The organism is Acaryochloris thomasi RCC1774 (assembly GCF_003231495.1).
In the GTDB taxonomy this organism is placed as follows: Bacteria; Cyanobacteriota; Cyanobacteriia; order Thermosynechococcales; family Thermosynechococcaceae; genus RCC1774.
This window is the reverse complement of record NZ_PQWO01000014.1, coordinates 132,516-150,237: the sequence shown is the minus strand read 5'-3', so window position 1 is coordinate 150,237 and position 17,722 is coordinate 132,516. Positions and strand designations below refer to the sequence as shown.

At 50.3% G+C, this 17,722-nt stretch carries 22 protein-coding genes; 10 read left to right on the top strand and 12 right to left on the bottom strand.

Annotation, left to right across the window (positions count from 1 at the left end; all coding sequences use genetic code 11):
- Nucleotides 1-510 precede the first annotated feature (510 nt).
- Together C1752_RS19750 and C1752_RS19745 are read right to left on the bottom strand one after the other, a co-directional pair.
- Nucleotides 511-1,389, bottom strand: coding sequence for an alpha/beta fold hydrolase (locus C1752_RS19750; RefSeq protein ID WP_110987772.1), 879 nt, complete (start codon nucleotides 1,387-1,389; stop codon nucleotides 511-513).
- Between the two features lie 44 nt (nucleotides 1,390-1,433).
- Nucleotides 1,434-2,528, bottom strand: coding sequence for a class I SAM-dependent methyltransferase (locus C1752_RS19745; protein WP_110987771.1), 1,095 nt, complete (start codon nucleotides 2,526-2,528; stop codon nucleotides 1,434-1,436).
- A gap of 117 nt (nucleotides 2,529-2,645) precedes the next feature.
- On the opposite strand from C1752_RS19745, the gene ffh reads away from it, so the two are divergent.
- The 4 genes from ffh to C1752_RS19725 all read left to right on the top strand — a co-directional run bounded on the left by ffh (nucleotide 2,646) and on the right by C1752_RS19725 (nucleotide 5,938).
- The gene (gene ffh / locus C1752_RS19740) at nucleotides 2,646-4,103 is read left to right on the top strand and encodes a signal recognition particle protein (RefSeq protein WP_110987770.1); all 1,458 of its coding nucleotides are present in this window, start codon (nucleotides 2,646-2,648) and stop codon (nucleotides 4,101-4,103) included.
- Between the two features lie 164 nt (nucleotides 4,104-4,267).
- A complete protein-coding gene (gene rpsP, locus C1752_RS19735; RefSeq protein WP_110987769.1) occupies nucleotides 4,268-4,519 on the top strand; it encodes a 30S ribosomal protein S16 in 252 nt (83 codons plus the stop codon).
- 14 nt (nucleotides 4,520-4,533) lie between these two features.
- Nucleotides 4,534-4,908, top strand: coding sequence for a KH domain-containing protein (locus C1752_RS19730; protein WP_233501754.1), 375 nt, complete (start codon nucleotides 4,534-4,536; stop codon nucleotides 4,906-4,908).
- Between the two features lie 70 nt (nucleotides 4,909-4,978).
- The gene (locus tag C1752_RS19725) at nucleotides 4,979-5,938 is read left to right on the top strand and encodes a PhoH family protein (RefSeq protein ID WP_110987768.1); all 960 of its coding nucleotides are present in this window, start codon (nucleotides 4,979-4,981) and stop codon (nucleotides 5,936-5,938) included.
- 271 nt (nucleotides 5,939-6,209) lie between these two features.
- On the opposite strand, the gene C1752_RS19715 is transcribed toward C1752_RS19725, so the two are convergent.
- The 5 genes from C1752_RS19715 to C1752_RS19695 form a co-directional block, all read right to left on the bottom strand.
- Nucleotides 6,210-6,653: an SRPBCC family protein gene (locus tag C1752_RS19715; protein ID WP_110987766.1), complete on the bottom strand. Its 444-nt coding sequence runs from the start codon at nucleotides 6,651-6,653 to the stop codon at nucleotides 6,210-6,212.
- Between the two features lie 142 nt (nucleotides 6,654-6,795).
- Nucleotides 6,796-7,125, bottom strand: a complete 330-nt coding sequence (locus C1752_RS19710) for a hypothetical protein (protein ID WP_110987765.1) — start codon at nucleotides 7,123-7,125, stop codon at nucleotides 6,796-6,798.
- A 52-nt stretch (nucleotides 7,126-7,177) separates the two neighbouring features.
- A complete protein-coding gene (locus C1752_RS19705) occupies nucleotides 7,178-8,173 on the bottom strand; it encodes a beta-ketoacyl-ACP synthase III (RefSeq protein WP_110987764.1) in 996 nt (331 codons plus the stop codon).
- A gap of 2 nt (nucleotides 8,174-8,175) precedes the next feature.
- Nucleotides 8,176-9,210 carry a phosphate acyltransferase PlsX gene (plsX, locus tag C1752_RS19700; protein WP_110987763.1) on the bottom strand — a complete coding sequence of 345 codons (1,035 nt, stop codon included), beginning with the start codon at nucleotides 9,208-9,210 and terminating at the stop codon, nucleotides 8,176-8,178.
- A gap of 152 nt (nucleotides 9,211-9,362) precedes the next feature.
- Nucleotides 9,363-9,965 (bottom strand): glutathione S-transferase family protein, encoded by a 603-nt coding sequence (locus C1752_RS19695; protein ID WP_110987762.1) that lies wholly within the window; start codon nucleotides 9,963-9,965, stop codon nucleotides 9,363-9,365.
- An 80-nt stretch (nucleotides 9,966-10,045) separates the two neighbouring features.
- Between C1752_RS19695 and C1752_RS19690 the strand changes: the two genes are divergently transcribed.
- From C1752_RS19690 to C1752_RS30610, 5 genes are all read left to right on the top strand, one after another.
- Complete coding sequence (locus C1752_RS19690) at nucleotides 10,046-10,819, top strand: class I SAM-dependent methyltransferase (RefSeq protein WP_110987761.1); 774 nt, start codon at nucleotides 10,046-10,048, stop codon at nucleotides 10,817-10,819.
- Between the two features lie 244 nt (nucleotides 10,820-11,063).
- Entirely contained in the window at nucleotides 11,064-11,597 is a 534-nt protein-coding gene (locus tag C1752_RS19685; RefSeq protein ID WP_110987760.1) for a hypothetical protein, read from the top strand.
- Complete coding sequence (locus C1752_RS19680; RefSeq protein WP_110987759.1) at nucleotides 11,597-11,908, top strand: hypothetical protein; 312 nt, start codon at nucleotides 11,597-11,599, stop codon at nucleotides 11,906-11,908. The genes C1752_RS19685 and C1752_RS19680 overlap by 1 nt, the downstream gene beginning before the upstream one ends.
- Entirely contained in the window at nucleotides 11,905-12,282 is a 378-nt protein-coding gene (locus C1752_RS19675; protein WP_110987758.1) for an HNH endonuclease, read from the top strand. Before C1752_RS19680 ends, C1752_RS19675 begins: the two co-directional genes overlap by 4 nt.
- 36 nt (nucleotides 12,283-12,318) lie before the next feature.
- Nucleotides 12,319-12,600: an IS1/IS1595 family N-terminal zinc-binding domain-containing protein gene (locus C1752_RS30610; protein WP_423250514.1), complete on the top strand. Its 282-nt coding sequence runs from the start codon at nucleotides 12,319-12,321 to the stop codon at nucleotides 12,598-12,600.
- Nucleotides 12,601-12,913: 313 nt separating this feature from the next.
- On the opposite strand, the gene msrA is transcribed toward C1752_RS30610, so the two are convergent.
- The 5 genes from msrA to C1752_RS19650 all read right to left on the bottom strand — a co-directional run bounded on the left by msrA (nucleotide 12,914) and on the right by C1752_RS19650 (nucleotide 17,112).
- Entirely contained in the window at nucleotides 12,914-13,525 is a 612-nt protein-coding gene (gene msrA / locus C1752_RS19670; protein ID WP_110987757.1) for a peptide-methionine (S)-S-oxide reductase MsrA, read from the bottom strand.
- Nucleotides 13,526-13,867: 342 nt separating this feature from the next.
- Nucleotides 13,868-14,977, bottom strand: coding sequence for a potassium channel family protein (locus C1752_RS19665; RefSeq protein WP_110987756.1), 1,110 nt, complete (start codon nucleotides 14,975-14,977; stop codon nucleotides 13,868-13,870).
- Nucleotides 14,978-15,221: 244 nt separating this feature from the next.
- The gene (locus C1752_RS19660; RefSeq protein WP_110987755.1) at nucleotides 15,222-15,455 is read right to left on the bottom strand and encodes a hypothetical protein; all 234 of its coding nucleotides are present in this window, start codon (nucleotides 15,453-15,455) and stop codon (nucleotides 15,222-15,224) included.
- 137 nt (nucleotides 15,456-15,592) lie between these two features.
- Complete coding sequence (locus tag C1752_RS19655) at nucleotides 15,593-15,925, bottom strand: P-II family nitrogen regulator (RefSeq protein ID WP_110987754.1); 333 nt, start codon at nucleotides 15,923-15,925, stop codon at nucleotides 15,593-15,595.
- Between the two features lie 65 nt (nucleotides 15,926-15,990).
- Entirely contained in the window at nucleotides 15,991-17,112 is a 1,122-nt protein-coding gene (locus C1752_RS19650; RefSeq protein WP_110987753.1) for a sodium-dependent bicarbonate transport family permease, read from the bottom strand.
- A 286-nt stretch (nucleotides 17,113-17,398) separates the two neighbouring features.
- Between C1752_RS19650 and C1752_RS19645 the strand changes: the two genes are divergently transcribed.
- On the top strand, nucleotides 17,399-17,632 hold the full coding sequence (locus C1752_RS19645) for a hypothetical protein (RefSeq protein ID WP_110987752.1): 234 nt from the start codon (nucleotides 17,399-17,401) through the stop codon (nucleotides 17,630-17,632).
- Nucleotides 17,633-17,722: the final 90 nt, after the last annotated feature.

Genomic DNA, 17,722 nt, shown 5'->3' with positions numbered 1-17,722 from the left:
TCTAGAGAGTTGCTTTGTTTCCCTGTACTTTAGTCATGAACCCTGCTGAACCGTTCAAGTGGTGTCATTTTCAATTGAAGATCATCCTCTTTGTGGTTCGATAGTATTGCCGCTATCCTGTGAGCTACCAAAATTTAGAGAAGATGCTGCTTAGGAAGCAAGACACTTAGGAACTAGTTCGGTCTTTGAAAGATTCGTGCAACAAAGCTGTAGCTGTATAAAAAATCGAGGGAATCCTAGCATTCTCGTGTCTTCTCGAATTGTTGCAAAACGCCCCTAAATGAGGGATGAAGCGAAGGGAGATAGATGTTGCTCCAATTCGTGATCTCAATGAGGTTTGATATCATAAAGACTGGCTTCAAAACTTATTGATTAGTATGTCGATGAATGAGCGTAGATATCCAGTTTAAGACGATCCTCAAATCCGTTATAACGAGTATTATTTCATATTCAAGTTACTCTTTCTGTATTGATTTATTGGCTCGATTTTGTGCATTAAAAGTTTATCTGTTACCCATTCCCTGATATCAAAAAGCCGCGCATATATTGATTGACAAGATCTGGCTGCTCTTGCTGAATCCAGTGACTGCAGTGGCTGAGATAGTGGAGCTGTAGATCTCGCACATAAGCCTCTGTACCGTAGGTTAGCTCTTTACCCAAAGCAAAATCATCTTCGCCCCAAAGCAAAAGCGTCGGAACCTCAAGGACATCCCAGTCTTGCGAGGTGAAGGTGCGGGTGTTGCTGCGGTAGTAGTTGATCATGGCCGTTAGCGCTCCCCGTCTGGCGGCGGCATCTTTAAAGACTGCTAAATCTTCGGGCGTAAAGGCATTTTTGTTGGTTGCTCGATCTGCAAAAGCAGATGCGATCGCATCATAATCATTCGCTCGCAACATCAGCTCCGGTAGCATCGGCACCTGAAAAAAGCTGATATACCAGCTTCGCAACATTTGTCTAGGGTTATTGCGAAGCGCCTCTGCGAACTTCGCCGGATGAGGCAAATTCATCACGATCAGCTTCTGCAGCATTTCAGGATGGGCATAGGCAAAACACCAGGCAATAAAACCACCCCAGTCGTGACCCACCAAAATACAGTCGTCGTAGCCCAAACCCTCAATCACATCCCGTACATCTTTGATAAGTTCAGGCATTCGGTAAGCATTTACATCTGCCGGCTTTTCACTCTCGTTGTAGCCCCGCAGATCTAGGGCCACCACCTTATACTCTTGAGCAAACGCCGGGATTTGGTGCCGCCAAGAATACCAACACTCTGGGAAACCGTGAAGCATCAGCATCAACGGTCCCTTCCCCTGCGTCACGTAGTGCAGTTTTACGCCATTGCTGACAATGAAACGATGCTCAAGATTCTGATGTAGTTCAGTGTCAGACATAGCCAGAACCGGCGCGAACGATAGAATTTTTAGAGTACCTGCTATCAAACAGGCTTGCGCGCAATCCAGTACTTGCTCATGAAATGGACCTCAGTCTGGATATCAGTGAAGCCAGCCTGCCGTAAGCGCCCCTCTAAGTCATCGGTTGAGTAGTGGCGATAGTACGGCTCATGAAACACCGCCGGAAAATTCTTCATAAAGGTCTCCATCTCAGGTGAATCGCTTACCTGCACCGAATCACAAATGACAAGAGTGCCGTTCGGTTGAGCAATACGGAAGCATTCATTAATGATTGTTCTTCGAACGGTTGCAGGCAGCTCATGAAACAGAAAGACACTGGAAACCATGTGGAAGTAATTATCTTGATAAGGCAAAGCCTCTGCATTCGCCTGCAAAAGCTGAGGGAGTTCTCCCCGATCCTGGGACAGCAGTTGATTCGCTTTCCGCAGATACGCCGGAGAGAGGTCAGTACCGTACAGAGACGCTTGCGGAAAAGCTGCTCTCAGCATCTTCAACGTGCGGCCTGTGCCGCAGGCAACATCGATAATGCGTTGGTGCTGAGGCAGGACATCATTAAATCGTGTCAGTCCCTGCCTAATAGGGGCCAAAATTCGACGACGCATCGCATCAGCCGTTCCCCCAAACAATAGCTCCACCTGTAGGTCATAGAGATTAGCCGAGTCATCACTGAGGTATCCATCTGACTGATGATGAAAGTTTTGCAGATAGTACTTTGGATACCCAGCTGTATCAACAGCCTCTGAGAATTCCTGATATCTACGCTGGTTGTAGCGCCGCCAGGTCTGAGGGGCATCCAACCACACCGCCGGATAGAAACGAAAAAACTCGTCCCAAGGATTGTCAAACAGTAGAGCAGTGGGATAAATGCCCTGCTGAGCATCATCCCAGTCAGATTCTAATAGCTGGTCGAAGCGCTTTTGCAGCATCGCCAGCATCTGATCGTCGATTTTGCTAACCTTTTGCTGCCGAGGTGGATCAACAGCCTGTCGTACACGGCTATTCCATTCTCTATGGGCAATGCCAAATACATTTTTGCTCTGCGAAAAGGTCTGATATGCCAGCTTGGTGAGTGGTGTTGCAAAGGGCAAGTCAAAAGGTAGGAATGGAAGAGTCTGCATGGCCTACATAACGGGTTGCGTTCGTGAGTAACCGTAACACAGCTCTACGGTTGGGGTGTTTGCAAGAGAGTACGCTAGGCTAATACAAAAGAAGCATATTCACCGTATTGAATCGCTATGTTTGAGGCCCTCTCCGAAAGTCTAGAATCTGCCTGGAAGTCTCTGCGAGGTCAAGCCAAGATCTCAGAGTCAAATATTCAAGAAGCCCTGCGAGACGTGAGGCGATCGCTTCTCGAAGCTGACGCCAACCTACAGGTAGTCAAAGATTTTATCGAAGAGGTCCGTGAGACAGCCCTGGGCGCAGAAGTGATCAAGGGGGTCAGCCCTGATCAGCAGTTCATCAAAATCGTGAACGATGAGCTGATCAAAGTCATGGGAGAGACCAACGCTCCTCTAGCAGAAGCCAATAAAGCCCCCACCGTCATCTTAATGGCGGGTTTGCAAGGAACCGGTAAAACAACGGCGACCGCTAAGCTAGCCCTCCATCTGCGCAAGCAAGAGCGCTCGGCCCTGCTGGTGGCGACTGATGTTTATCGACCCGCCGCCATTGATCAGCTCGTCACGCTGGGCAAGCAGATCAACGTCCCTGTTTTTGAAATTGGTGCAGATGCCAACCCGGTAGAGATTGCTCGCCAGGGTCTAGCCGCCGCCCGCGAACAGAATGTTGATACCGTGATCATCGACACCGCTGGCCGACTCCAGATTGACCCCGAGATGATGGGTGAGCTAGCCACCATTAAAAAGACGGTGAAACCTGACGAAGTTTTGCTGGTTGTGGACGCGATGACTGGCCAAGAAGCCGCTAACCTAACCCGCACCTTCCACGAAGAGATCGGGATTACCGGCGCGATTCTCACCAAGATGGATGGCGATACGCGAGGGGGAGCAGCGCTATCCATCCGACAGATCTCGGGACAGCCGATCAAGTTTATTGGCGTCGGCGAGAAAGTAGAGGCTCTGCAGCCCTTCTACCCTGAGCGGATGGCCTCGCGCATCTTGGGGATGGGGGATGTCCTCTCCCTTGTCGAAAAAGCTCAGGAAGAATTCGACATTGCCGATGCCGAAAAAATGACCCAAAAGATCATGGAGGCGCAGTTTGACTTCTCTGATTTTCTGAAGCAAATGCGGCTCCTGAAAAATATGGGATCTCTCGGCGGCGTCATGAAAATGATTCCGGGCATGAACAAGCTCTCGTCTTCTCAGCTCGAAGAAGGCGAAGGGAAGCTTAAGCAGACCGAAGCCATGATTGGCTCCATGACGCAGGCAGAGCGCAAGGATCCAGATTTGCTATCTAGCTCCCCCAGCAGGCGACGCCGAATTGCTAAGGGTTCAGGCTACTCACTCAATGACGTCAGTAAGCTGGTCACCGACTTCCAGAGAATGCGGACGATGATGCAGCAGATGGGCCAGGGTCAAATGCCGGGCATGGGGGGCATGGGGGGCGGCATGAACCCGTTTGGCGGCGGCATGATGGGCGGCGGCGGTCAGGCTCCGGGGCCAGGATGGCGGGGCCAAGGTGGCGGTGGCAAAAAGAAAAAGAAGAACAAAAAGCGGAAGGGATTTGGGACGCTATAGTGCTGAATACAGGCTGCACATGACATTCACTTCTTTCTGGGCTTAACATTAAGTGGCAATAGCGCCGACTGAAGTGATATGATTGCTTACTGTACTGTTGTCGGCCTCTCGCGCCTTTGGTGCGGTTGACCTATAGCCATCCAAAACAATCCTTTACCCCAAGCATGATCAAACTCAGACTAAAGCGATACGGTAAGAAGCGCGCTGCAAGCTATCGCATTGTGGCGATTGACAGTCGTAGTCGCCGTGATGGCCGTCCCCTTGAAGAGTTGGGCTATTACAACCCCATTGCCAACGAAACGCGACTGCGCGTGGATGGGATTATCAAGCGTCTCCAGCAGGGTGCCCAGCCCACTGACACCGTACGTCGGATTTTAGAAAAAGCTAACGTTTTTGAGCAAATGAAAGCCCAATAGTGTCGGGAGTGCATGTGACGAGTCCGCAATCAGACTATGCCGAACTTGTTCGCTTTTTAGTGACGCCGTTCCTAGAAGAGCCAGACAAGCTGAGCATTCACTGTGAGACCTATGCCAACGGCAAAATCTGGGTGCGTCTTGCCTTTGCTGATTCTGATAAGGGTCATGTCTTTGGGCGCAATGGACGGACCATCCAGGCGATGCGCTCCGTGGTAGAAACAGCGGGCAAGCTAGCGGATCAATCTGTCCATCTTGAGGTGTTCGGCAGTCAGACCTCACAGGATTCTCGCGGCGGTGGTCGGCGCAGCAGTAGCCGACGAAGTGGTGATGGTCCCAAAAAGCCAGTGCCGAAACCGGTGAAGCGAAGCGAGCAAGTCTCAGAGGACTAACGGAATAGCAGTTGCGGCGGTGAGTCGGAAGCTCTCTCAACGGTAGCTTTATCTATTTTTTTATGCCGTTATGGCTGAAACTCTTACGATTTCGTTCCCGACGTCAGATAGTGCGATCGCATTTGCAGGCGAACAGGAACACAATATCAAAGTGCTGGCCCGGCAGACAGGCGCGCAGCTCGTTCTTCGCGGGCAAGATTTGCTGATCAGCGGCACTGAAACTCAGGTCCAGATTTGCCAGCAGCTGATCACCATGCTCAGCGATCTTTGGCAGGCAGAGCGAGAAGTAACTGAGGTTGATATCCTCACGGCCCGCCACGCTCTCAATACAAACCAGAAAGATAACTGGAAAGATTTGCAGAAAGATGTGCTGGCTCGGACCCGGCGTGGTGAAGACATTCGAGCAAAAACTTTTCGTCAGCGTCAGTATGTTAAAGCCATCCGCACCCATTCTTTGACCTTTGGTATTGGGCCAGCCGGAACGGGTAAAACTTTTTTAGCTGCAATTCTGGCAGTGCAGGCGCTTTTATCCAATGAATATGAGCGCTTAATTCTGACCCGACCGGCCATTGAAGCGGGTGAGCGCTTAGGCTTCCTACCTGGAGATTTGCAAGAAAAGGTCAATCCCTATCTTCGACCGCTCTACGATGCCCTTCATGCTTTGGTGGAGCCAGAGCGCGTGACGAGTCTCATGGAGCGGGGCATTATTGAGGTCGCTCCTTTGGCCTATATGCGAGGTCGGACCCTCAGCCATGCCTTTGTGATTTTAGATGAGGCTCAAAATACCACTCCAGGCCAAATGAAAATGATGCTGACGCGCCTCGGGAACAAGTCACGGCTGGTGGTCACCGGAGATGTCACGCAAACTGACTTACCCAGTCACCAAGCTTCAGGACTGGCTGTGGCTCAAAGAATCCTCTCTAACATTGACGGTATTGCCTTCTGCAACCTGACTAAAGCCGACGTGGTTCGCCATCCTCTTGTAGAAAAGATTATTGATGCCTACGAGCGGCACGAGACCACTTCTTAGGTTGGGTGATGTTGTCTCTATGATGAGTTGTGTCTGAAGTGACCTTGTCTCGAAAGAGTGGACACTCCGTTCCAGGAAATAAGACGATGAATGCGATTCGTAAGGGTCAGATCGTCGGTATTGAGAAAGGAGACCTTCGTTCTCAGAATCACTTCATTTCGGAGAACTTTGGGATTTCTGTCTAAAAAATCAGGGTTAAGCTCTCATTCTTGCGCCCTGGAAAGTTAACGCAACAGAACCCCATCACAGGTGCCGCCAGTTGCAACAGAGCCTAAATGCACCGCTCCTGCGTAACCTGATGTCGGTAGGCAAACATATCGTTGAGTCGGGACTTCACCCATTCGCCCAGCAGCATCTCGGCTAGCGACTCCCCTGGAATTTCAAAGTCAATGGCGTCTGTCAGGCGCGTCTGTGATCCTTGGGCCTCAAACTGATGGCGATGTTTCCAGCTACTCATGGGACCGACTTCTTGCTCATCGGTAAACTGCTGATTAATATCACAGCTCGTATGAATAGAGATCCACTGCACAGGAATAGGCCCAATCCAAAGTCGGAACTCTGAGAGCGCTCCCACCTCTAGCCCGCCTTGACGACGGACAATCTGAACGGGCTGCCAGGGTGGCGTTAACAAATTAAGAATATCGGGGCGCTCATGAAATTGCCAGACGGTCTCTACGGGGGCGTCAACTAGGCAAGATTTCTCGAAATGGAGCATGGGCAATTGCTAATGGCGTTAACCCACTCATCTTGACATATCGCGAGAGAGGTATTGGTTCAGACATTTAGCGACTGAAACTCGCTTTGGATAAAGGTCTGGTGTCTCAGCCAGCCGCTCGATTGCTATCTGCTGCAGAGCGTTAAGTTAGTATCGCTTTCTGTTCGCGCAAAACCTTCTCGATCAGCAAGTGCTGAATCGCCTCAGCACAGATGACCTGAATATGGAGCTGGGAGTATCCGCGCTGTTGCAAAGGCTGCAAGCCGTCTAGCAGCTGTGGTGCAACCTGATCGACCTTTTCTCCTTTACTGAGCAGTGCTATCTGCTTGCGCACAATGCGCTTGGCGAACTGCACGTCTTCAGGAAAGCGAGGATTGATGCGGTACAGCGTCTTCTTAAAAGTTTTGAGCATGGCGGTTGTCAAGGCAGCGTCATGGCTAAGGATAGTTGTTTTTACCCGAGTTAGCGCCATCCTAGCAGTGGTCTAGCGTGAGAACCTGCGTAAAATCACCGAGAAAATTAATTCAGCGGCCCCATTCAAAAATGGTTGCTCCCCAACTCAGACCCGCACCGAAACCCGCTGCGGCAATCTTGTCTCCGACTTTGATCCGACCTTCTCGAATTTCAGCGTCTAGGGCTAATGGAATAGAAGCTGCGGAAGTATTGCCATGTTCAGCCATGTTGCTGACCACCTTCTCCGCCGGAAGCTTAAGGCGTTGGGCAACGGCATCAAGAATGCGCTGATTGGCTTGGTGCATGACAAGCCAGTCAATATCTTCCACTGTGCAGCCGGCATGAAACAGAGCTTTGCCAATCACTTCAGGGACTCGTTTGACTGCGAACCGATAGATCTCTTGACCATTCATTGTGATTGGGGCGAACCCACCTTGACCAATGGTGAGATTTGCTAGAGGTTTAGCTTCAGGCTGATAGGCTAAGTTGAGCTGGTCGTGCTTGGTGCCGTCGCTCTGGAGCATAAAACCCAAGAGATGATCCTGTTCATTGGCTTGCATAACAACAGCACCCGCTCCGTCGCCAAACAGAATGCAGGTACGGCGATCGTTCCAGTCAACCCAGCGCGAAAGAATGTCAGCGCCAATCAGCAGCACATTTCGATAGACACCGGTACGGATAAACTGGGCCGCGGTCACCATGCCAAACACAAATCCAGAACAGGCAGCCGTCAGGTCAAAGGCTACGGCTCGCTTAGCCCCCAACTGAATTTGAATCTTTCCGGCAGTGCCAAATAAGTCGTCTGGGGTGGAGGTCGCCAGAATAATTAGGTCTAAATCTTCAGGGTTGATTTTGGCAGATGCGATCGCACCTCGAGAAGCTTCCACCGCAATATCAACAAGCGACTCTTGGGGGCTTGCCAAATGGCGCGACCGAATGCCGGTGCGAGAGGCAATCCATTCATCTGACGTTTCTACAATCTCACTGAGGCCATGATTATTTAAAGAGGCGGCTGGCACCGCAGAGCCGCAGCCAGTGATTGCCAGCCCAGAAGCCAAATTCTGCACAGCTATTCTCCGTTTGCGACTGCAACTGTCTGTTGATAGCAGGACCGAATCCGATCGGAAACCTGATGGTCTGCCGCTTCTTTTGCAAGACGAATGGCGTTAAAAATAGACGGCGCTTTCGAACTGCCGTGGCTAATAATACAGACGCCTGCAACACCCAGCAATAGACCACCACCATGTTCAGCATGATCCATGCGCTGCTTGATGTTGAGCAGATTGGGCTTCAAGACAACAGCACCCACTTTGCCTCGCACACCGCGCGGCAGCTCTTCTTTGATAATTTGGAGGGCCACACCGCCGACGGCTTCGGCAAACTTCAGCAGTACGTTGCCGGTAAACCCGTCGCAGACAATCACGTCAAACTGACCGGAAAGAACGTCACGTCCTTCGGCATTACCCACAAAGTTGATGTTGGGATTACGCTCTAGTAAAGGATAGGTCTGAACCGAGGCTTCGTTGCCTTTATTGGGTTCTTCGCCAATGTTGAGGAGACCCACTTTGGGAGACTCAGTGCCAAGGACATCCTGGCTGTAGATAGACCCCATTGTGGCAAATTGATCGAGGAAATTGGGTCGGCAATCGACGTTGGCACCGACGTCTAAAACCAGCACCTGCTTCCCGGCAATCAATGTTGGGAAAACGGCACCAATCGCGGGTCGGTCAATACCAGGCAGTCGTCCCAGGCGCAGAAGAGCCGCTGCCATTGCAGCGCCAGAATGTCCTGCGGAAACAACCGCGTCTGCCTCACCTTTTTTAACTAGGTTCATGGCGACGTTAATAGAGGCTTTTCGCTTCTTACGCAGCGCGCTCAAGGGCTCTTCGGTCATCTCAATCATGCCTTCTGCTGGCACAATCTTCACGGAGTCAAGAGACCCGCCGTTCTCCTTAACCGAGGCTTCAATCAGTTCAGGGTTACCGACAAGCAGGACTTCAACATCTAGCTCGGCTTGGGCAAGCAAGGCCCCGGCTACAACTTCATCGGGTGCGTGGTCGCCTCCCATCGCATCAATGGCAATCCGAGCGCGGTTTGATTCCATGAACATAAAACCTTATAGAATCCTTAAGAATTGTAGCAGATTACCCTACTCTAACCGACGCAGCGAACTAGATTCGCCCATTCGGTTTAAGCGTGAGTCTATCGATGTAGATTTCTTTGATTGCAGAGTCAGTCGTCAAACTTTGTATTGGGTTAGTGACTGATGGGGATGTAGTTTTGCGATCGCAAAATCCGCTCAAGCCATCCTCGTATAGCGGGATATGCCTGCAGATCAAAGCCGCCCTCGTGAGCGACATGTGTATAACCATAGAGAGCAATATCAGCAATTGAGTATGCGTCACCAACAAAAAATGAGTTGTGTGCCAGATGTTGCTCCATCACATCTAAGGCGGCATAACCCTTAGGACGCTTCTCTTCAAGTTGTTCTCTATAAGCATCAGCAGCTTTGAGAATGGAGATCCAATAGCGTGATGTCGCGATAAATGGCTCGTGACTGTATTGTTCAAAAAACATCCACTGCAGCACTTGCGCCTGTTCTAGTTTTGACGTAGGACAAAGTGGCGTATCACAAGCGAGGTACCACAGAGCCGCGTTAGATTCGGGAAGGGAAACACCCTCTGATACCTGTAGTACAGGAACTCGACCATTCGGATTGATGCGCAGGAATGCTTCTGTACGAGATTCGCCCCGAGTAACGTCTATCGGGATGCGCTCATAATCAACATTCAACTGTGACATTGCAAGCCGCAATTTGTAGCAGTTCCCAGATGACGGAAATTCGTAAAGCTTATACATGGTGAAGCGCTCAATGACGTCAGAAATGCTTCTGCACAGTCAATTGTCTTATCTTTTACTCAGTGTGTAGCGGCAATAGGATGACACTTTACGACGCCATTGGTCAAAACTACGCCCGAACGAGAAAACGTGATCCTCGGATTGTAGAAAAACTATTTGAGGTTTTGAGATGTCCCCTAGGTTCCACCATTGTTGATATTGGTGCAGGTACTGGCTCCTATTCACAGGCTCTGGCAGAGAAAGGGCACTATGTTCTTGCTGTAGAGCCTGCAGCCATGATGAGGAACCAAGCGATCGCAAATCCTAATATTCAATGGATAGATGCGTTTGCTGAGAATCTGCCCCTCGCGGATCAATCAGCCGATGCAGCAATTGTCATGCTGGCGTTCCATCACTTTCAAGACCATCGACAAGCACTGAAGGAAATTTGCCGTGTGATCGGGGACGGTCAACTGATCTTGTTTACCTATGATCCGGATGCGATCGCAAATTTCTGGCTAACGGAATACTTTCCGTCTCTGATTCCAGATGTTCAGGCTACGTTTCTGACCATTCCAGCTTTGGTGTCTGATATTGAGTCGATTACAGGTCAAGCTGTTTCCGTGCATCCTTTTCCCTTGCCCCGTGACCTGTCAGATTCCTTTGCCGCCGTTGGATGGTCACGGCCAGAACTTTATCTAGAGGTTGACATTCGAAATGGAATTTCATCATTTGCGAAAATGGCTGTGGAAGAACGTCAGCGGGGCATGGCGAGTTTAAAGGCCGATCTTGAAAGCGGAGCGTGGGACCGACGATATGGAGCGTTACGCAGACAAAAGCAGTTGGATGTCGGCTATCGCTTTATATGGACGTGAGCTACGACTGCTTCTATCAAAAGCAAAGGGCGTGATCCATTGATGTGGAGCCTATCAGTACCACTGGTGTACTAGAGTCTTCTATGTCGAATCAACAATCTCCGGTAGAACCGGAGGCTGTTGATTACGGCAAGCAAGAGCCTCATTTTTCCGTTTTGGCCCGCTCACTAAAGTTCCGTATTCACACTGACGGTTTTTCTAAAGTCGCGGGATACGCTAGGAACATCAAAGTTAATTCAAATCAATGGACCCCGAACAGCGTCAGCAACTTGTCAAACAGCTCAACCGCGACACTACCTTTGCGTTAGCCATCCTGGGATCTTTAGAAGACGATACGCTTCTGAGCCTTGGTAATGCTCCTGTAGAAATGGTCCCTCATCTCACCATATTGGTTAAGAAAATGAGGGCACACGGAGCAAACAATACTCGCAAATCTAACGACAAGTTGAGATCGCAAATCTCTGACCTCAAAGCGGAGATGCAGCAGGTGAAAGACAATGCTGATCCAGAGCTTCGGATAAAGGCTGACAAGCTCGATGCAGAGCTAGACGAACGGATGAAACCTAGCAAGCTGGAACAGTTGGGCCGGAAGATTTATAACGCCATACGAAATTCTGACCATGCAGAGCGTAAGGCAACACTGGCTGAGGAAAACCTAGTCTATGCCGATGATCACCTACAGGAAATAGAAGCCACAATCATCGATGCAGAATACGTTGTCAAACATGCCAAGGCAACTGAAGCCGCCAACGCCAAACTTATTAAAGAGGCGAGTTAGTGAAGATATTCAATCTTTCATACCGACAATGGCAGAAGCGCAACTCTGAGGCCTTCCATCCACGACCTAAAGCCCAACAGCGGCAACTTCGCCAACAGGGATACAACAATCGTGGCTGGGCAAATGTAAGGCAATCCTGGCAGCTTTTGACCGCGACCTTTGACACATCTCGGATGAATGACGTTAGCCGTCAAGCGGTTTGGTCGGAGTTGGATAAAGAGACAGCGGGAATGACTCACATTCAAAAGGCAGAGTACGCCCTTGATCGCATGAAGAAACGCTTCAATCAATTGCAGGAGAATTACCAGTGAGCCAGCGCTGTCCGAAGTGGGATCTTAATTCCGTCACAATCCTGAAGCCAGACGGTAGCTATACCTCGGGATGCCAGTTGCTAAATGATGCTCATCTAGCCCCATGCCCTTGCTGCGGTAAGACGATGCATCGAACCAAGTATCTGACCAAGCGGGAACGATTGACCATTCCTAGGGCAGATAGAGCCACGATTGATCACGTCCTGCCTAAGAGTAAGTATCCTCATCTAGCTTTCACCTACTCCAATCTCAGAGCTATCTGCCAAGGTTGTAACAGCAAACGAGGGAATAATACCTTCCATGAATCAGAGCAGTTGCTCACTCAGATGAAGAAACGACTGGCGGCAGCAAGGGCAATTTTTTCTCAGACTTGATTATGCAGAGGATTGGTACTGGCTAGGAGATCTGAAATGACTGCAAAATGCCCACGTTGCGATCGCACTGTCCGAAAGAAAGGACTCAACGCCAGTGGTTCACAGCGCTATACTTGCCCTCACGATGATTGTGAGATGAAATCCTTCACGGTTGAGGCTAAACCCATCACGGGACGCCCCAGAGGTTCAGTCGGCAAGTGCCCCAAATGTGGAAGCAACTGGACAAAAAAATCAGGCAAAGTGGGCACTTCGTATGCACTCTGTAACAACTGCGGCAACAGTTTCAAACTTTCACTCAATTATATGAAATCCGGTTAGAGACGGCCAACTAAGCGACAGAACCTTCTCACCAATAGAAGTTGGTTAGCCCTTGAACAAAGTCAGGCTGAGTAATCAAGGCACGACAATAATGAGCGAGCCTGTCCTCTAACTGGTCCAAAGACTTGAAACTCTGATTGGCAATTGCTTCGTTCGCAATCGTTCATAGCCGTTCAGCCGGTTGTAGTTCAGGTGACTTTGGTGGCAAGGACAACAGGTGAAAACCTTCTGGGACGGTAGTTTTAGCAGTCGTATGAAACGTCGCCTGAATAATCCTCATATCAGACAACGAATACAAAGAGAATATAAACCCCTAAGCATTGTCTTGTTTCCAAAGCTTGGCTAGTCGCTGATCTCGCCCACAGGTAAAGCGGTAGAAGTGATACCAGGTAGAGTTTGTTTCGTAGTAGTTCTGGTGATAATCTTCGGCAGGGTAAAACTCGCTGGCTGAAACAATGGTGGTCTGAATCGGCTTCGGGAGTTGACCTGATTTCTCTAGCGTTTGTTTGGACTGCTCTGCCAAAGCTTTTTGGTCATCCGATGTATAGAAGATGCTGGGGCGATATTGACTGCCGCGATCGCAAAACTGTCCGCCCCCATCCACGGGGTCAACGTTGTGCCAGTAGACATCAAGCAGTTGGTCATAGCTCACCTGCTCTGGGTCATAGACGACCTCCACAGACTCTGCGTGGCCTGTATTGCCTGACGAGACCTCTTCATATGTTGGATTGTCCTTTGTACCGCCGGTATAGCCCGAGGTGGTCGAAATTACGCCCGGTAGTTCATCAAAGGGCTTTTCCATGCACCAGAAGCAGCCGCCAGCAAAGATGGCCTTGGCTTGGTCCTGGGCGTAAACGGCAGGCATCCATGTATAAAGAGCGAAGAAGAGAGTTAGAGTTGCGATCGCAAACCAGCGCTTAAACATATTGGCAATCGTGTATCAATACAGCTCCTCCATCGTGACATTCTCTTGCCGTTGATGCCTAGGTTATATGCAACGATAGGCTGCTCGAATGTTAGGTTGAGAGCCTTTCCACACCTAGCTCTCAGTTATGCCTGTTGATTGTCCGTGTAAATATCGCAAGTATCTGCCCTGTCTTATTCTGTGGGCAGTGCGCTTCTGAGATGTTTGGGGTAGCTGTATAAAAAATCGAGGGAATCCTAGCATTCTCGTGTCTGCTCGGATTGTTTCAATACAACCGATGAATGACTGTCCCATTCTGATCCTGGGTTGAGGGAGAGTTCAACCCTGCTCGCATTACATCTGCTATTCCCAGAGTGGTCGCTGCAGGTGACTAGAGTTGATGGGGCAAAGAGTGCGGTTCATGATTTGGAGCTGCTCAGCCGTGCCTAAACAAATCAGAAAATCTCTTGCCTGGAGTTGCACCTCAGCAGTTGGCCCGATGATCAGTTCACCTTGCTCTCGCCGGATAGCGACAATTAATACCCCGGTCAGCGATCTCAACTTCGATTCCTTCAGGGTTTGACCAATTTGAGAGCAGACCAGTGGATCAAGCAAAAACTCTTCCATGTAATAAGTGCGATCTCCACCAGAAAAGATTCCGTCCATAAAGTCCATTACCTGCGGACGCAGCGCAGCAGCAGCCATGCGCTTGCCCCCCGTTACATAGGGCGAGATCACCGCATCGGACCCCACTCGCTGTAATTTCTGGATGGCATCTTCGCCACTGGCCCGGGCAATAATGCGAATATTCGGGTTGAGCGTTCTAGCAGAGAGCACAGTGTATAGATTTTCAGCATCGGAAGATAAGGCTGAGACCAGACAAACGGCCGCCTCAATCTTCAGTAAATGGAGGGTATTATCTTGGGTTGCATCCCCCTGCACGGCCACAAAACCCATCCGCTGCGCCCGCTGCACCGCTTCCTCGTCGGCATCGACCACCACAAACGGAATCTTCTGTACAGAAAACTCTTCGGCAATTTGACGTCCTGTTCTCCCAAATCCGCACAGAATATAATGCTCAGACAGTTCTTGCATGAGTTTACGACGCTGATTTAAGCGCATTCCTTCTTGAAAGTAGCCTCCCACAATTGCGGCGGTAAATCTGTTGACGATATAGCCGACGGCAACGATGCCCAAAACGATCAGTAAAATCGTGAACAGCCGACCGCGATCGCCTAGGGGCTGCACTTCGGAAAATCCCACCGTCGCTAGGGTAATGACGGTCATATAGAGAGATTCTATGAAGCGCCAGCCCTCAACGAGCCAATACCAAAGGGTTCCGGTCAAGATGACGCTGAGCAGCGCTAAAAGACCCAGAAAAAGTTCTTGCTGCGTTTTTCGATATCTCTGCTTCAGCGCCGCATAGTAGCGATCATTGCCCGCTGATTTTTGAATTCGTTTCAGACGTGGCAAGTTAAAGACTATCCCGTGAAAGCAATGGGCTTTGCTGCATCCTAGTATGGATGGGCTCAATCGCACAAAGATGATCAAGCCGAATCATGTCCACTCCATAACCTTGATATCTCCATTGTCTGGAATGACGGAAAGCAGCAGTATCCCCAATACGCTCGTGCCCGCAGACATAAAGATAGGGCGCAGCTTCTAACATTGCGATATCGGCGCTGTCTCTTGATACCCTGTAGCTTCCTCAATCAATCTAATCTAACTGGAGGGGGGCGACCTGTGCGGGCTGAGCCGAACCTGGTTTAGAGGGTTGAGACACACAATTCGACCACTGCAGGCCTGCAAAAATCAGCAGGCTACTGGAGACAGCTCCCAGTAAAAAAATCCAGGCGTGAGAAGGATAAAGCGAAAAAAGCAAGCGGCGACCCTGGTAAATATGAACGGACCAGCCGCTATTATCTTGGACTGTATCTTTGACCTGATTCATTGTGTTTTCCTGGGTCTTTCCTTTCAAGCGCACTGGACCAGATGTAGATTTGCTACAGCTAGAGACTATATCTAAGAGCGTCAATGGGGTAGGTAAATTCAGGATTAAACAGCTTCCATCTGGAACGTCATCTCAATTCAGCAGCCGTCTGGTCCACAGAACTTGTGCGCGCTCAGCACCTCTGCATCACAAAGATAGGCGATGCCCGAATAATCGTCGAAGTACTGCAATGCAATCTCATCCGAAATCTTCAGGGCCATCTCCCGACTATCGGTGAGCACCTCAATCTTCACATTCGAGTCGGTGTCAGAAACGGCAGGTCGTCCTGACGAGCGTACGTTGCGACTGCCTTTACCGCCAGCATCCACCACCGTATAGCCGGTCGCCCCGGCTTCGTCGATGATCTTGGCGATCTTTTTCAGCAGCAACTTTTCCGTGACGATGACGAGCTTGCTTGCTGGCTTGGCCATTTTGGTTACCTCCTAATGTATATATTCATTGAACTGGGTCGTCGTGTTTCTTGCCCCGTTTGGAATTAGCCACCCGCCAGGGCCTGGGCAAGTCCGATGTAGAGCGGTATGCCCAAGGCAAGTGCAACCGGCGTGCCGACGGCGGTAGATGAGCCAATGTAGGCAGAGGGATTGGCCGAAGGAATACCGGCTCGTAAAGTGGGCGGCCCTGAGATATCTGAACTGGAAGCGGCGATGACGGCCATGATCACGACGCCACCTAAGCTAAATCCCGTGATGACGTGGGCAATCATGCCGAAGCCGAAGGCGATGAGCCCATGCAGAAGCGGGGCCACAAAGGCATATAGAGCGTACCACTGACCCACCTTACGCAGCTCACCGAGCCTTGCCGTGGCCTCCATACCCATGACCAGCATCAGGATCGAAAGCAGGCCGCGGAAGAGGGGTTCATAGAAGCTCTCAAAAACACTTTCTGGCTGGGTTAGAATGCCTAGGGCAAGACCCAGCAGCAGTGCCGATAGGGCAGACCCCTGAAGACTTTCCTTGACGATGGGCCATACTTTGACCCGCTCAACTTGCTGTTTCTTGGGACGCCCGCCTGCAGCAACGTTCTGCCCACTGGAATAACCACCTGAGGCAACGGGTTGCTTACTGAGATACTCCTGCTTGCTGAGCTGCTCTTCTGCGGCACGGCGCTGCTTCTGCTTGTTGTTATAGATGCTCGCTAAGACGATCGCGGTCACGAGTGCGGGGATATCCATAAAGGGATAGAGGGCAGCGGCCCAGGCTTCGTATTCGATGCCTTCTGTTTCCAGTAGGGTCAGGGCGGCGGCGAGGGTCGAGCCACTCACGGCACCAAACAAGCCCGCGGTCGCGATGGCATCTACGGTTTTGACGTTCGGCAGCTTGGCCAATGTGTAGCGACCGATGAACACGATCAGGATACCCACTATCATGGCGAACGCTGCGGGCAACAGCATCTCTGCTAGATTGGCCTCGCGGATTGCAATACCACCGCTCAGGCCAACTTTTAGCAGCAGCATGAAGACGATGAACTTATAAATCGGATCTGGAATGGTCAGACGGCTATTGACGGCGGCAACGACCATGCCACCAATCAGAAAGCCAAGTGTCGGGGACTGCAACTTCGCCAAGAAGAGCGTCAAAAAATCAGACAAAAAATCCACGTTGTAATTCCTCCTTGAGTCAGATATTGAGGGCAGGATGGCAAGCAAGCGTGGCCTCGAATCCTGGGCGGCCGACTCTATACACCCGGATGGACAGCCAGTTAACTTACCAATTCATCACGCCTTCTATAGACAAAGATCTATTAAAAACAGAAATCTTATATGCTTAAGCCTATCCTAAAATGCGTCCTATTTGGCACTGAGTAAGGCACAGAACAAAGCGCAATGTTAAATACAAAAGATAATTTTATCTTATATTTGACAACCCCTGACATATGTCAGATTAATGTCAGTTGCGATCGCAAATTTCTCTCCATCCGCCGCTGCTGTTCATAAGGAGCTGAGAGTGATTGCACTTTTCCTCATTGTGCTGGATACACCTTCAACGGTTGTGGGGTTCGAGGCTTTGCACGTGTCCGCCCAGCAACCATCCCTCAGCACAGGCTCCATTCAAAGTTTTGCTGAGGGGTGTGAGGCCAATGCAGAGCTAGCCCCCGAAACAGCGCGCACGGTCGATTAGAGAAATAGTCTGTGGCGTCATTTCCTCAACCCTTGAACCGGCAGCGGATTGAAGATTCAAGGACATCAGTGTGGAAAAAGGACCAACGCC